The sequence below is a fragment of the Niallia alba genome (genome assembly GCF_012933555.1).
Taxonomy (GTDB): Bacteria; Bacillota; Bacilli; order Bacillales; family Cytobacillaceae; genus Niallia; species Niallia alba.
This window is the reverse complement of the sequence record NZ_JABBPK010000001.1, coordinates 904,517-920,592: the sequence shown is the minus strand read 5'-3', so window position 1 is coordinate 920,592 and position 16,076 is coordinate 904,517. Positions and strand designations below refer to the sequence as shown.

At 41.6% G+C, this 16,076-nt stretch carries 14 protein-coding genes; all 14 read right to left on the bottom strand.

Going from position 1 to position 16,076, the window contains the following annotated elements; genetic code table 11:
* Positions 1–9: 9 nt before the first annotated feature.
* Positions 10–1,575 (bottom strand): recombinase family protein, encoded by a 1,566-nt coding sequence (locus HHU08_RS04620; protein ID WP_169187909.1) that lies wholly within the window; start codon positions 1,573–1,575, stop codon positions 10–12.
* A complete protein-coding gene (locus HHU08_RS04615; protein ID WP_456238314.1) occupies positions 1,565–1,993 on the bottom strand; it encodes a recombinase family protein in 429 nt (142 codons plus the stop codon). The genes HHU08_RS04620 and HHU08_RS04615 overlap by 11 nt, the downstream gene beginning before the upstream one ends.
* Before the next feature lie 5 nt (positions 1,994–1,998).
* Positions 1,999–3,558 (bottom strand): recombinase family protein, encoded by a 1,560-nt coding sequence (locus HHU08_RS04610; RefSeq protein ID WP_169187907.1) that lies wholly within the window; start codon positions 3,556–3,558, stop codon positions 1,999–2,001.
* A gap of 61 nt (positions 3,559–3,619) precedes the next feature.
* Positions 3,620–3,859, bottom strand: a complete 240-nt coding sequence (locus HHU08_RS04605) for an SHOCT domain-containing protein (RefSeq protein WP_205835865.1) — start codon at positions 3,857–3,859, stop codon at positions 3,620–3,622.
* Positions 3,860–4,038: 179 nt separating this feature from the next.
* Complete coding sequence (locus HHU08_RS04600) at positions 4,039–4,680, bottom strand: N-acetylmuramoyl-L-alanine amidase (protein ID WP_456238313.1); 642 nt, start codon at positions 4,678–4,680, stop codon at positions 4,039–4,041.
* 77 nt (positions 4,681–4,757) lie between these two features.
* Positions 4,758–6,257 carry a hypothetical protein gene (locus HHU08_RS04595; RefSeq protein WP_021623096.1) on the bottom strand — a complete coding sequence of 500 codons (1,500 nt, stop codon included), beginning with the start codon at positions 6,255–6,257 and terminating at the stop codon, positions 4,758–4,760.
* A complete protein-coding gene (locus tag HHU08_RS04590) occupies positions 6,254–6,694 on the bottom strand; it encodes a phage holin family protein (protein ID WP_035197478.1) in 441 nt (146 codons plus the stop codon). The genes HHU08_RS04595 and HHU08_RS04590 overlap by 4 nt, the downstream gene beginning before the upstream one ends.
* 76 nt (positions 6,695–6,770) lie before the next feature.
* Positions 6,771–9,125: a phage tail protein gene (locus HHU08_RS04585; protein WP_169187905.1), complete on the bottom strand. Its 2,355-nt coding sequence runs from the start codon at positions 9,123–9,125 to the stop codon at positions 6,771–6,773.
* A gap of 13 nt (positions 9,126–9,138) precedes the next feature.
* Positions 9,139–9,642, bottom strand: a complete 504-nt coding sequence (locus HHU08_RS04580) for a hypothetical protein (protein ID WP_144515325.1) — start codon at positions 9,640–9,642, stop codon at positions 9,139–9,141.
* Between the two features lie 15 nt (positions 9,643–9,657).
* A complete protein-coding gene (locus tag HHU08_RS04575) occupies positions 9,658–11,595 on the bottom strand; it encodes a siphovirus ReqiPepy6 Gp37-like family protein (protein WP_169187904.1) in 1,938 nt (645 codons plus the stop codon).
* A 2-nt stretch (positions 11,596–11,597) separates the two neighbouring features.
* Positions 11,598–12,449 carry a phage tail family protein gene (locus tag HHU08_RS04570; RefSeq protein ID WP_169187903.1) on the bottom strand — a complete coding sequence of 284 codons (852 nt, stop codon included), beginning with the start codon at positions 12,447–12,449 and terminating at the stop codon, positions 11,598–11,600.
* Positions 12,450–12,462: 13 nt separating this feature from the next.
* Complete coding sequence (locus HHU08_RS04565; RefSeq protein WP_169187902.1) at positions 12,463–14,883, bottom strand: phage tail protein; 2,421 nt, start codon at positions 14,881–14,883, stop codon at positions 12,463–12,465.
* A gap of 202 nt (positions 14,884–15,085) precedes the next feature.
* Positions 15,086–15,472, bottom strand: coding sequence for a hypothetical protein (locus HHU08_RS04560; RefSeq protein WP_019155108.1), 387 nt, complete (start codon positions 15,470–15,472; stop codon positions 15,086–15,088).
* 11 nt (positions 15,473–15,483) lie between these two features.
* Complete coding sequence (locus tag HHU08_RS04555; protein ID WP_035197483.1) at positions 15,484–16,074, bottom strand: major tail protein; 591 nt, start codon at positions 16,072–16,074, stop codon at positions 15,484–15,486.
* Positions 16,075–16,076: the final 2 nt, after the last annotated feature.

Sequence of the window (16,076 nt, the reverse complement as noted above, 5' to 3'; positions counted from 1 at the left end):
AGGTTATGTTTATACATCTACTTCTACACCAGATTTAAATTCAATAGTTAGTTTATCATCATAGACCGTTATTTTCTCTATAAGTCTCCTTACTAGTTGCTCATCATACTCCTCAAGGAAGGTGGATTGTTCATTAAGGAATTTTTCCATATCTTCTAGCCTTTGCTTGGAGCCTTTTTTGCCAGCTTCTTCTGCTAAAGCCTTATGCCTTTCCTCTCTGAGCCTGTAAATCTCATCGGCTATATCGTTATAATCTTCTTTGGAATTAGCCAGTCTCAAAAGATCTTTTTGTAATTCCTCTAGCTTTTTATCTATCTCGGCAACAATATTATTGTCCGTTTCACTTATCACTGTTTCTATATTTTCCTTTAAGATAGTTAAAAAGCCATCCTTTTGCCCTATTAGTTTATTAATCACATCCACCGTAGCAAGGCCTATCATATCCTCCAGCACGGTTCGGGAATGACAAGTTAACCCTGTATTCTCAAGTCTACTGACGCATCTCCAAACAATTGATTTTTTACCTCGGTTATTCCAATGAACTCTACGGTATATTTCGCCACACTCACCACAGAAGATAATTTGCGAAAATACATGATTTGAACTAAAGTTTCTTTTCTTTCCACTAGTACTTATATGTCCTCTACTTCTACGAACTAACTCTTCTTGTACCTGCATGAAAATTTCACGCGGGATAATGGCTTCATGGTTATTCTCTACATAATACTGAGGTACGATTCCGTTATTCACAACCCTCTTTTTTGTAAGAAAATCTACCGTATAAGTTTTTTGGAGCAATGCATCACCAATGTATTTTTCATTGCTTAATATTTTCCTTATAGTACTGGTATGCCACCTTTTTTTCCCCGCTCCCGTAAGTATGCCATCAGCTTCAAGTCCTTTTTTGATTTTATCCATACTTGAGCCTTCAAGATACTCTCGGTAAATCCTTTTGACTATTTCAGCTTCCTCCGGTACAATTACTAATCGCTTATTTTCATCTTTGGTATATCCTAAAAACCTAGAACAATTGACCATTACCTCTCCCTGTTGGTATCGGTATTGATAGCCAAGCTTTACATTCTGGCTTAATGACTGGCTCTCTTGTTGCGCTAAGGATGCCATAATGGTAAGCATAATTTCACCTTTGGCATCCAGTGTATTGATATTTTCTTTCTCAAAATATACCGCAACATTTTTATCTTTAAGTTTTCTGATGTATTGTAGACAGTCCAAGGTATTTCTAGCAAATCGGCTTATTGATTTGGTAATAACCATATCAATTTTCCCAGCCATGCACTCATCAATCATTCGATTAAATTCGTCGCGATTTTTTGTATTTGTGCCGCTGATACCATCATCAGCAAAGATCCCTGCAAATTCCCACTCTGAATTCTTCTTAATAAACTCTGTATAGTGTTCAATCTGCACTTCGTAACTACTAGCCTGCTCATCACTATCTGTAGAAACTCGGCAATAAGCAGCGACCCGAAGTTTTGGTGTTTCATCTTCTTTTCGGTTGTTGCCCACACGTTTTATTGCAGGTATAATCATTACATTTTTATTAACTGCCATCTTGCTGCACCTCACTTTCTATTAAGCTGTATACATATTCCGCTTGTGTAAAAGGATTTGTATACTTCTGAATTACTTGTCCTATGGAAAACTTCTTATAAATAGTAGGTTTATCTTCTTTCTTTGGTTCAAAGATTCTGCCTAGCTTTTTTGCTCTCTTTACCCTCTCTGCTTCTGCTCTTTCGTAGGTCTCTTTATCAATGATGGCAGGGTAATAATCATCACCAAGATAACGTTCATTTCTTAGCATCCTTCCAGCAGTTCCATGATAAGCATCTATTCCAGCAGACTTTGCCGCGACCGATAAGGAAAGGCCTGATAAGTAACCCTTATACAAATTCCTAACCTTTTCAGCTTTTTCTTCATCGATAACTGCTATTCCATTCTCTATCCTATAGCCATAAGGCGTATGCGCCACTTCTCTCACATCCTTTCCCTTAGTGTGATTCCACATTTCAGAACAAAACCTATCTCTATCCTTGAGAAAACGATAATTTTTTCAATATGATCATTGAAAATTTGCTCGTTAAAAGTGTTTATCATTTCAGCCTTATTTGTAAACTTTATTAAGTTACTGACTTCCTGCACCTTTGATAATTCTCCATTTAAAGCATGAATTAAAGCTTCTTTTTGCCCCATATAATTATCTGCTTCCATTTGCAGTTCATTGTTTTCTCTGTTAAAAAGGGCAGGTTCTAGATAACCCTTTGCCATAAGCTTTACAAGCAGTTCTCTCTGTTCTGCATTTTTTTCAATTTGCTTCTCTAATTCCTGAATTCTTGAAAGGTTATCTGAGTTGCTCATTCCACGCAAAGCATCTAATAGTGGTTGTAGAATAAGTTTTCTACCGAAAATCAGCTTGTTAATCATAGTAACAAAGGCCGTCTTTATATCCTCATCTCGAATAAACTGCATGGAACATTCTTTTATCTGCTTTAAGTGTTTACTACAACACCAGGCTACATATTTTCTTGTGCCGGATGAATGAATTCGTCTTTTAAAGGTGCTACCACATTCCGAGCAAATAATTTTTCCGGAGAAAGAATACCGGTTTTGGTACTTATCATTACGCTTTTCTATTCCCTTTTCTTTTGCCCTTTGATTTAAGGCAACCTCTACTGCTTCAAACACTTCATGGCTGATAATTGCCTCATGGTGATTTTCTATTAAATATCTGTTTTTCTCACCATAATTGGTGCGCTTATTAAAACGGGAATCTGTATAGGTTTTTTGCAGTATAACATCCCCGGTATATTTCTCATTTTTTAGAATTCCTCGAATTGTTGTAGCAGTCCAACGACCACCTCTTTTGGAGGGGATACCCTTTTGATTAAGATCATCTGCTATTTTCTGTGTACCCTTGCCTGATAATACTTCTGCGAAAATATACTTCACAATTTCTGCTTGCTCAGGGTTTACCACCATTTGACCATCAATGTTGTCATAGCCATATGGTGGGTAAGAAATCTTAAAAGTTCCGTTCTGAAATCTCCTTTGAATTGCCCACTTGTTATTTTCCGAAATGGAGATTGACTCACTTTCTGCAAGCCCGCTTAATATAGAAAGCATCAACTCACTTTCCATTGACTGGGTATTGATATTCTCTTTCTCGAAATAGATGTAAATACCCAGGTCCAACAGCTTACGAACCATCTCTAAACAATCCGTAGTGTTTCTTGCAAACCTACTAATGGACTTTGTAATAATTAAGTCGATCTTCTTGTTTTCACAATCTGACAGCATCCTGAGAAGTTCCGTTCGGTTTTCTTTTTTGGTGCCACTAATTCCCTCATCATAATACAAGCCAACATACTCCCATTCTGGGTTTGCCTTTATATAAGTCTCATAATGGGATTTTTGTGCTTGTAGACTTACTAACTGTTCATCACTACCCGTAGAGACACGACAGTATGCGGCTACTCGTAGTTTGGGTTTGATAATCGATGCAACCTTATTTCCTTCTATTTTCGTTATCTTTTTCATCGCCTCACCTCCTTCTTGGTAGGTCACATATTACCTCTGAAATCCTTATATATCAACGAATTTAGGGCATTATCTCTGCTAAAAAAGGAGAGAAAGTTTGGCGATTAAGTGCGTCTATCTTGTTGAATTCTGCTTCCGTTATTAAACCTTTTTGGAGCATCTTTCTAAGTAATTTCTCTGCTTGGATATAATCAAACTCACGTTGTAACTGTTCCTGTGATACTCTCTTAAGTACAGTGGTGCTTTTGTCTACAACCTCATCCGAGATCTTAGTAACTTTTTTATCCTCGTGCTGATTCACTAAGAATCACCTCCTACCTAATAGCCGTGGGAACAGGTCGAAGTTGAGGATTTGTAAAATTTAATTTGAATCAGAGCATAAAAAAAGAGCCTGCAAGGGAAGAACCCCTACAGGCTAGATAATCTAACAGTTTAATATTTTATTCAGGAATCTCGATAATTTTTAACTCGCCCCATTTGTTAATCATACTTAATAAATGCATCCGTAAAGCCTGCCTTTTTAGCTTTAGCAAGCTGTGCCTCAGCATTTGCTTTGTCAGAATAAGCACCAATTTGCACACGGTAATATTTCTTATTCACCAGCTCAACTGTTTTATTTTCAGCATTTAATAGTTTCTTTACATCCGCTCGAAAGGTGTCCATACTCTTCCCATGCTTAGGAAACCAATGCATCACATCTGCATGATTACTGGCAATGCCTCGTTTATAACCTTCGCTATGACAGATGATATCTTTTTCACTAAACCCATAGAGTTTGCAAAGATGTACACAAAGCTCCACAGCTTCCTTGTAAACAGCAGAAAAATACGAGGCATCGGTCAAACCGTCCTCGCAAATTTCAAATCCAATATGAGAATTGTTTGCAGTTCCTCCAGCATGCCAACCTCGGTGATTCCAAGGCAATGTTTGATAGGTTGCAATGGAACCATCTGCTAATTTACCAATAAAGGCATGGACACATACTTGACGGCCTCCAGGTTTGTCTTGATTCCAATGGTTGTTATATTGATTCTTTCCTAGCAAGCCATCGTCAGGGCCAACATATCGTTTGAGCCACGGGTTGTTAGCTCCAGTTGAGTGAACCATGATGCCCTTCGGCAATATTGTTTTTCCTGCTTTGAAACAGGCATTATTTGTAAGTATTAACTTATGCAGATTCATTACGGTCACCTCACTAATCAAGAATTTGTGTCAGATGCAAGAGCCACAGGGTATAGATGATAGGTAAACTTCAAATCACAAAAAGCATTCGCCGATGTTCCATCACTTCCCATACTGATATACAATCCATAACCAGAAGGCACCCGGCTTTGACGCATTTGAATATGAATATGCAACCCAGCGTTTGAACTATCAGCACCTATAGGTGTGCTACGTGAGATTCTGGTAAAGTTCACTTCATCATTTGATATATATAAGTCTAGTTCTTTTTCACTTGTATCCGATTGGCGGCAAAGGGTAACTAAATGACAATCATAAGCTGTTGGATAAAGCAATCCACCCTGCCCGCCTATAACCACGCTACCAATTGGCAATAATGTGTACAAAGGTCCTCGAACGCTGTTAATACCGCCCCCGCCTGTAGCATTACCGCTCAAAACATATCTCAAATAGCTTGCCCTAGTAAATGCGTTGATAGTAGATGTTGCGGTAGAGGTAAGGGGCAATGGTGTCGTAGCATTTTCCGCTCTTTCCAATATGAATAGACTCTCACCAGAAGGAATAGTAGCATCACCAATGGAGAAAACTCGACTCGTCCAATAGGCTGTGCTTGCTGGGTTTGGTGATGTTCCTGACCCATATGCAATGTTCGCTACATCTTGAATACCCCTTATGGCTTCGGCAAGTTTCTTGACAGTATTGCGGAGAGTGCCTTGGATTAACACCTGCACATTGTTTGTTGTCGGACTGCCCAAGGATGTAACAAATGTATAGGTTACCGTGCCAAGTACTACGTTATTGCCGCTATTTATGCTCGTAAATGTGATGGATGCTCTCCGGCTTACCATATCCGGTGCAGTAGCAGTTTCTATCGGATGCAAATGATTAAGGATAATACCAGTCCGAGTGTATAGAGTATCTCTCATATCCTCGATTAGACCATGTGTGGTATTTAGCAAATTATAGTTATCATTTAACAGACTGTGTGTTGTATTTAAAATTGCATAGTTATCATTGACTAAACCATAGGTATCATTTAATCTGCCATGTGTGGTGTTTAGCAAATCATAGTTATTATTTAAAAGGCTGTAGATAAGGTTTAATAGATTATATGTTTCATTAATATCTAGTTCAGCTAATGCAGAAAGAACCTGATTAAGCCATTCCTGTGCAGGAGGTTCGGGCGGCTCGGCAATTCCGTCAACAAGAGCATCCTCAACAATGGTTAGTATCTGAATGCTTTTTCCGACCACCTCTCCATAAGTGACCCTTATTTCTAGACGACCGACACCGACAATAGATGTATCCGTTGCGCTAGGCGACCATGTAAGAACTCCGTCAGCATAGCTCGTGATCACTGGATAAGCATTACCATCCGGTCTTTTGTAAATTGCATTTAACGAGGCACTGGGGTATTTTTCTTCCAATAAGCTAGATACATCAAATTCAATATTTCGATAGTGATGCTCACCTCGACGACCGATGGACACCGTTACTGCTTTCGTTATGTCAATCATACTTCATCACCTGGCTTACGGGGTTCTTCATCACGTCCATGTAACTGCTGTAGAACTGATTTTAGTTTCTCTGGGATGGGTAGTCCAATATGTCCGGCATTCTCCAAAATGGATACTCCTTCATTACTCAGGTAGAAAAAGATTACTGCTGTGCGTAAGGCTCCACTATTGTCTCCAATGCTACCTAAAATTTGTGTATCGATAATATGAGCAATACCTACCATTGCAAAGATAAACACCTTTTTGAAAATTCCCTTAGCACCAATTTCACTGCACAGCTTTTTATTCACAATGGCACAAAGCACTCCCGTCACATAATCTATGACAACAAAGGCAACCAACGCATAAAGAAATCCATCATAACCTCCGAGAAACCATCCAAGAAATCCACCTACAGCGGCAATAGCCAGCTGTATCCAATTCCAAATCTCTTTCATTAATAGACACCTCCATTTCGTGTGTTTCCATATAGAAAAGCGCCCCTGCAAATGACAAGAGCGCTGAATGTTACCTTTACATTATTTGAATAAGATCATGTATTTGTTGCATCACATCCGCTTTTGGTCGTCCTGTACCGATAGGTAGCCATGTGACAGGTGGTATATCGAATGCCTGGGAAGAATCAAAGCTATTAACCATTAAAATAATCGAATCAATAGCCTTGCGTATTTCAACGATATGAAATGGCCAATTCTTAATAGTGGTCTTTCCTGCAATGATCTCCTCTTTCCAAGTCATAGGGGATAGATTGTAATAGCTACGCACCCTATTTACAGCAGTTCGAATCGTCTGAATATGCGCTGCCTTTACATGCGTCACATTTGGAGTAATGATTTCAAAAGGTAATGCCAATATCGTAAAAGTACGAACAACTTCTATACTTGCTGATTCGATATCACTGTCAAGACAACGGAAGGTAACCGTATGATTACCTGCAGAAAGCGGTTCAGCTTGGTAAATTGTCTTGACCCCATTACCAAGATAGCCGCTTACAGAAAACCGCTCAGGATTGTCTACGCTGTTTTGCCATGAACCAGAGTCAATCCTTACCTCCACTATTTGTGTTTGTCCATCCGGTTCAATTCCTGTTGTGATCATAAAACGTGGTGTAGCATTATAAGTAAAATTGCCAGACATTGGACAGTCCACTATCGGTGCTATAGGCGGGCTGTTTTTCTTTACCGCGTTACTAACAACATAGGCAGACACTGCATCAAGTGCATCTGTGACGCTGATTCGATAACGAGTATATCTACCGGCAACCTGTGAGGCATTTACCTGAAGAGTGCCTGAAGTCGCATTGGAAATAACTGTCGTCAGTGCTTCATAAGCAGACCAATTTAGTCCATCTATCGAAGTGGCCTGTTGAATAACATATTGCTTGATGGAGCTGGTTCCAGGTACCGTTCCACTCCACGAAAGGTTTATTGTATTTACTTCATAGATAGGAGGGTTTGCGGTAAAAGAAGTCGGCGGTATTGGTAGTATGTTTTTACGAACAGTATTACTGGTAATAGTCCAGCCTGAGTAAAAATCCTCTCCAGCTGTACCACGGGTTCTTATTCGGAACCGACGATAATGACCACGTGTAGCAGGTGGACTGACATTTAAAATACTGCTTGTTGCAGAAGTATTGACTATCGCCAATGCCAACCAAGCACCCCAATTGCTATTATCTGGCGAATCACTATATTGTATTTCGTAGGAAGTGATGGGATTACCTGCGCCACCAGCTGCTCCACTCCACGAAAGAGTAACGTTTCCTTCAGATAATGTTGCACTTACCGTGCAGGCAGTCGGTGCTGCACAGGCAGTGATGTTGCAATAAATGCTATTACTGATTTTCTCTATTGAGTAAACATCAAATGTGTCAATTGTCCAAATACCAAATTGTGTATATGTTCCTGGGGTCCTCGATACAATTGGATTATAACTACCACCGCTTGCTGCCAATGTCAACATGGTCAACACATTCCACGCACTCCATGTGCTGTTATCCGTGGATGTGCGACTGGCAATTTGATACCCCTTAATTGGACTGGTACCGCTAGACGCTCCGCTCCAAGTAAGTGTGATAGTCTCATTACTATATGCCGCAGGGGAGGCAACAGCAGTCGTTGCTGGCTTTGGTACCGTATTCCTGCGGACGCTGTTTGTGGATACTTTCCAGCTGGAGTAATAACTAGCTCCTGCTGTACCACGGGTTCGTACACGAAATCTTCGGTAATTACCTCGCGTTGAGGGCGGTGCTACTGATACACTGCCACTTGATGCTGTGGTGGTCACAGTTGTCAGAGCAGTCCATGCTCCCCATGTGATGTTATCGGCAGAATCACTATATTGAATCTCATAACTAGAAATCGTATTATTGATGCCCCCAGAAGCACCACTCCAAGAAAGAGTCACATCCCCTTCCGCAAGTGTCGGGGAAACCGTACAAGATGTCGGTGCTCCACATGCTGTAGTAAGCAATGGAGAGCTTAATACCGTATAACTCGAATTGGTAATTACACCAGAGGATAATGGCAATCGCCCATCAGATACCACTTTGAATGTGACTGGCTGGGTTGCATTACCTGTAGTAGAAGCACAGGTCACCGAAACATACCTGAGTCTTGGTGTAGTTCCATCCCAGTTATCCCCGTCCGCCGCTTTGATTCGCACCTGCGAAGAAGATCCATTTACAGTCATTGTACAAAGCAATGCATAACCATTATGGATGAAGGAACCTGAAGAACCCAATGCAGCGGATATTGTAAAGTTGTATGTCATCTGGCTATTATTAGGTCGGCTTTTAGTATAAGTAATCGTGTAATAAACGGTCGGGCTGGAACCCGCCTGCAGAGTGATGCCGTTAATATCCGCCACTTATATTCACCTCCTATTCATAAACCGCAGAAACTAGCGAGTTTACCAACCCGCAAAGACTAGTATTCAACCGAGTATCAATAATGTTATTTGCTGAAATCGATGTAGCAGCTGAAGGTATTAGAACATCAGCAATACCTAGTTCATAGACATCGCTTGTTCTTGTCAATTCCGGAGCTATGGGCGATGCCGTTGGAGTACCAGTAACAATGGCGAGCTGAATGCTTCTCGTAATTTGACTTAAACGAACCACAACCCTGTCTATGCGAGGATTGCTCCCATCTGCTGTAGCAAGGGGTTTATTTAAAACATCCGTATTTTCATATCTATAACCATTAATCCATGCACTGCCCGGTGCTATGGTTACTGCTAATCCAATCCCAGGAGATACCAGTAAGTTTGTTGGTGTCGCATAAAACACACCATTCGAGACAAGGCTTCCAAAGTATGCAGCGAAGTCCGTTGCATCATAGACTCTATCACCATCGGATGAATTGAAAAATCCGCTTTTTTCCATCAATCACTCCTCCTTCTATTCCGTTTTTGTATACTCTATTACTACATAGCCTGTATACGCAGTTCTATCATTGCCTGGTTCGACTACAATGTCGGTCTTATTTGCGAAGAGTCCGATTTGCGATGCGAAGTTGTTGTACCGGGCAAGGGGCAGTGGCAAGAATACGGTCCCATTTGTCGCAAAGCCTGTTAAACTGACAATAGTGCTGAGGTTTGATATGCCGTGAGCTACGCTTTTCGATGTCGTATTTGTAAGTGTCCCAAGATTCACTTGCTTGCGATAAATTGTCTTACCATCTATCCATAGTCGCCCAGTGTTTTGTTCTGTAGTTGAATAGTCGCTAAAAGAAGAAACCATTTTAGTAGCTGTAATTGTACGGTCTGCAATTTTTAAACCTGTAACTGCTCCATTGGCAATTCTTGCAGTAGTTACAGGTTCATTATTGATATTAAGCCAGTTTGCTTGTCCAGAAGGGTTATTAAATACGAAAACAGAAATCACATAGAAAGTCAGCGTATTGCGAGAAATAAAGAAACCCATTGCCCGCTGATATCCATTTCCCGTATTGTCCCCGCTATGTTTTATCAAAAAGACATGGCCGTCGTCACTTGGCTGGTCACTAAACTTATTGCCACTCCATGAGGTGAAATAAAAGGCATCTCCAGGTTTCATATAATACAACGCATATTGTCCAATCGATATAGTTCCTCCGCCAACATTGATTTCGAGCGCAGGTAGTTTTCCATACAGATTGTTGATAGTAGATGCTACGTTGTCTCCTTGAATCTTTGAATCTACCTCCGTCAAGTCGCCTAAGGTTTCCTCAACTGTTACTAGCGTATCCTCCACTGCTCCTAAAGCCTGTGCAATTTCAGATATGCCAGTTGGAGCCGATATTGCTGTTTTCACCTCGCTCAAGTCGGAGTGTAATTTTTGGGCTATTGTCAATTCAGCTTTTCCGAATACTACACTGATACTCTGGCCATCTGCGTCATAGGTTTCTTCAACTTCGGTGATGCGTGTCGTCATGGATACACCCCATGCTTTGGAAATGACTTTGACGGTCTGCCCAAGATCGAAGTCTATCTTATATGACAAATTACCGTGTGGATTGACCGATGTATCAAATGAATAGCGTATGGCTTGCTCACTCAGCTTACTTTGACCTCGAAAGATTAGTGTATCAATGTAATCTAAACCAAAGTCTTCTGCCCGTAAGTCCTTAGCATCCACAAAAATTTCGTGCCTTGTCTCACCAGAGCCACTTGTAATTGCAACAAAAGTTCTGTCTGGACCTTCTCCTTCACCACCAACAAGGGCGGTGTTGGCATAATCTCCAGCACTTATTGTATAAATCTGTTCTGTAAGGTTTTCATATTCCTTAGAAAATACAGCTTGTGATTCCGTTCCCATATATAACGCTACGGTAAAAACCCCTGTAGTAGGAGTGAACACCGTCTTAATGCCAACATCCGATGCAACACATAGTTCCGTCACAGCATCCATCAAATTTCGATACGATACCTGTGTGCTGATGGGAACATTTAAGTTTGGAGCAGAAAAGGATATGTTCGAAATCTTCCTTGCTGTATCAGAAGGATTGATAAGATTATTATTTAAAAGTTGCTCTACACAAGTAGAAATATCACCAGACAATTTCTCCGTTTGCCAAACAATGCGGTAGGAGAGGAAGGAGGTTGCAAAGCGACCACTCACAGTAATAACTTCATGCTCGGTTTGAGAAAGTTCCAGATGTTCGATGATCCCAGCTTCCTCATCATCATTTTTCCAGATGATATTTCCTTCCTTTAATAGTTCTGTATTTTCCGAAGTTGCAATCGCTTTTAACTCAAATGAGCCACACTGGGAATAGCGTCTCGTCCAGCGTAAGTACTCGAAGGACTCCACAATGCCCACAAGCTCTCGGTTTGAATTGTAGATATACAGTTCCATCTTTACACCCCCAGAAACTGCGGACGAAAGTAAATACTAACCTCTAACAGTTCCATATTGACTGAAGCATCGTATCGTAGTGTATTAAGACCTGCCGCGAGTTGAAAAAACACCGAATTGGTATCCAACAGTGAAAATGCATTTGTAATCGTTGACCCATCAATCTGGACCACACGCTTACCAGCGAAGTGGGTATATACACGAAGTTCATCCCCAGCGCTCATTGTAGTGAGAAGTCGGATATATTCTCCCGTGTCTATATTTAAAAGTTCAGGGTTCGACACAGTACCTAAGGCTCGGAATACAATCTCACATCCACAAGATACATCCCCGATATTTTCCACCGTAATGATTTGGCTAGGTTGACGCATTCCGAACTCCATCCCGCTCATTGGGATTTCTAATTCAAACTCAAATAGCGGTATCCATGATGCCAGTTCCTCTCGCACCTCATTTAATGTCTCGAAGAAAGGGGATGGGCAGAGTAGACTGACAAAGAAGTTTGGTATTCGTTGCCGATTAGAAACACTAAAACCTGCCTCCTCCACCACACAGGATATCTGTCGGTCACGGTATTGAAGGGTCCCTAGTAGCTTTGGGTTGAATATTTGAAGGAATCGTTGCCTCCTTTTATAGGCTTCATTGGGAGTATCAGCAACAACCGTACCTTCAATCGTTATGTTTCTCATATCTAGTGTGGAGGAAATATAAAAAGCGCCATCCTGATCCGGCGCCTTGAAAGTGTTGACGGTTTGACGAATATTTCCAGTACCGTCTACCTTCGTAAGAAAGTACGGTCGGCTTTGCTTAAGCGTAATACTCTCTCCATCTCTATTGGTGTATGTTAGCTCCATTTCCGTACCTCCTTTACAATTCAAGTGCCAGTTTACGGGATAGGTTCTTAAACTCCCGTGCTAATTCTTTTTCTGATAGAGCTTTAGGTGTCACAACTGAAATATTTTGAGTGATACTTGAACCCGTGGCATTACCTTGTCCAGATACACCTCTGTAATTAAAATCAAAGCTGGTTGGTACTGCATTTTGCATATCCCTTGAAACTGCTGTCATTGCATCCTCAAAACCTACACCGATACCTTCACCCATGTTGTGGCCAATTCCAGCAAATAGAGTTGAAGGGGAGCGGATACCGAAAAAGTCTTTTATCCTCGATACAACATTTCCGAAAAACCCGGATATTTTACCCCATAACCATGCACCTGCGTCTGATATACCCTTCCACAGCCCTTTAATCAAATTGCCGCCCACTTGTGCCATTTGACCGATATAGCCAGTAAAGGCCCTAACCAGTCCAGAGATAATCTGCGGTACGGCTTTTACGACCTCCACGATTATCCTTGGCAGATTTGCAATCAGTGCCACAAACAGTTGTACACCCGCTAAGATAATCTTATCGATGTTACCAATAATGGCATTGACCAGCGAGCTAACAATCTTGGGAATAGCACCTACAACAGTAGTAATAATCTGTGGCAATGCCTGTATGAGTGATATTAGAAGCCGGATACCTGCATCAATAATCAAAGGAATCGACCCAATAACAGCACTGATGATACTATCGATAATTTGCGGAATTGCTTCCACAACTGCTGTAATAATGGTAGGCAAAGCTGTGACCAGTGAGGTCAATAATTGAATACCCGCATCAATAATCTGTGGAATAGATGCAATGATAAAATCCACTATTGCTTTGATGATGACCGGTAAGGCAGAAGTAAGCTGAGGTATTGCCTCTACCAATCCCTGTGCTAACCCTATAATCAACTGCAAAGCGGCATCCAAAATGAGTGGTAGGTTATCCATCAATCCTTGGACAATCTGCATAACTGCAGAAACTGCCGCAGGGATGAGTTGTGGTAACGCTATGCCGATTCCCTCCACAAGTGCTGTTACTAATTCAATTGCTGCATTTATTAGCAGTGGAAGGTTATCAATTAATGCACCGACAATCGTCATTAGAGCACTTACCGTCGCTGGAATAAGTTCGGGTAAAAGGCTCAAAATTGTTTCCAGTACTTGCGCGAATATATTTGTAACCAATTCAAGAAGCATTGGTAGCAAGTCTGCAACCGCCGCTAATATTGCGCCTGTCGCTGTTGGCAAGGCGGCTACGATATTTTCTAAAACCGGTACAATATTAGTGACAACCGCCTCGAAAGCATCAACAAGATTCTCAGTCAGATTCGTCATATCAGCATTGGCATTACCGAGTCCAGCTGTAAATGAACCAAGTGCGGCCTGTAGTAACCCAATAGAACCGGAGATTGTCTCGGTTGATTCTTTTGCAAAGTTACCTGCATACTGCTCTGTGTTCTCAAAGAACATTTGCATTGCTACTTCGGCTTTTTCCGCTTGTGTTGCAGTATTCCAAGTGAAATCCAGACCCTTTGCGAGAGCATAGGCTTCGATGTTTGTAGCGTTCATCGCAACACCTAAGTTATCCATCATATCAAAGTTACCCTTTGCCGCCCCAGTGACTGCCTCCAATGCCGAGGACATATCAATACCCATAACAGATGCCATGTCTGCCGCACGTTGCATGGCCTTTTCAGTTAGCTCAAGACTTCTCTTTTGCTGTATACCAGAACCTTGGAATAACGCGCCCATTTTGTTAGCAGTTGCAAGGTACTCACTTTGGGAAACACCTAGATTTTTATAGGCTTCCTCACCAGTTTTCTGAATCGATGCAGCATATGCTCCAAAAACCGCCTCCGATCCACCTAGGTTTTGTTCTAATTCTCCAAACTGAGTAACTACCTCTTTACCTAACTTAATAGCCGCGGCTCCAGCGGCAACGGCAACCGCACCCATCGCCACACCAATTCCCTTGAGTACACCGCCAAGCTTTTCAAACCTGCCACCAGCATCCTCTGCACTTTTACCGGAATCCTCTAACTCTTCACCGAGATTATCCGCTTCAATTGTAGACTCCTCAAGTTCACGTTCCATAAGGTTCAGTTCTGCCTGAGCCCTGTTTAATTGTATCTGCCAGTTTTGGGTACGACGGTCATTTTCACCGAAAGAGGAGGAGGCATTATCAAGGGCAGCCTTAAGGGTAGAAATCTTTTCTTTCTGTGCGTCAATTTCTTTATTTAAAACGGCATTTCGAGCCGTGATCGATTGAATGGATTTATCGTTTTTATCAAATTGACTGGTTACAAGGGCCATTTCACTACCTAGTACCTTAAATGATTGATTGATTTCGGAGAGTGCCTTCTTAAATTCTCGCTCACCCTCGACACCTATTTTTAATCCAAAATTATCCGCCATCCCTTCACCTCCTCCTATATGCCTAGTGGGATAATATCGTCAATGGTCTGAGTTTTCTTTGGCTTTTCAATGCCATGCCACTGCTTATGGCAAGCCCATAAATCAAAAAACAGTCCAATTGGCAGAAGCCAGAATTCCTCTGCCTCCATGCCCATCTGGACTGTTCCATAATAAAGAAGCCGGGTAAAGACCTCAGCGTCCGTTACCCGACTTCCACGTTTTTTGGAGTTTCCTCCTCACTTTCCACATTTCTCTTTGTACCTTTGAACATTGCCTCGGTAATTGCAGTTTTATATGCCGCTAAGTCAAGCGGTGAAGTAAGAAGCTCCACTTCTTCCTCTGTAAGCAATTCTTCTGGTGCGTTCTTATTCTTAAGATTACGAATCAAAATGGACTGGTTTGCAAGCAATGTAATTAGCCAAACAATCTCGTCCAGTGCCATCTCGAAGTTTTCTGATTTCATCAGCTTTTCTCCAAGGTTTTCAAGACCACCGTAACGACCCGCAATGGCCTTTGTTGCACGTGTAGTTAAAACCAGTTCATACTCTTTGTCACCTATGTTGATTGAGGCACTTCTATCATTATCCATGATTTCCCCTCCTATGGTTCAGGTGTATATACAGGTTCATAGACCTCTGTGAACCAACCTGTTATGGTGGTCGATGAAACACCAGGATCACCTTCTGTAACTTCCGCTTTCCATGGGTGCTTGCCCAATCCATCCAGCTTATTTCTACGCATAACGGTTCCCTCAATGGTGGGTGTAGAAAAGGTAATGGAATCAGCCTTTGTCTGCAAGTTGGTTGCTGGTAGTCCAAACTTAACGCGATACAACCAAAAATAGCGGTATGTTCCATTAGCCCTTTGCGCACGAAACCCAACTGCAACGGGTGTACCCACGTTTTCACTGGCTGAGATTAATACTCCGTTATCATCTGTAGAAGCACCAGTTAAATCCGCTGCGACTGTCGGACCAATGTCGTCTACACCGAGAGTGAGAGTACCACTGTTAAAATCTTTCACAACCTCAGCCGCTCCGTCGTCAGCATACAGAATTGCTTCCACCAGTTCTACCGAGAGTTCAGCAGTGATGGCTTTTGCAAGTACAGAAGGTTGGGCATAAGTTTCCTCACCGTTAGTGTCCTCGGTTATTTTTGAATAGTACAGTCTATCAAGACCGATCGTTGCCATGT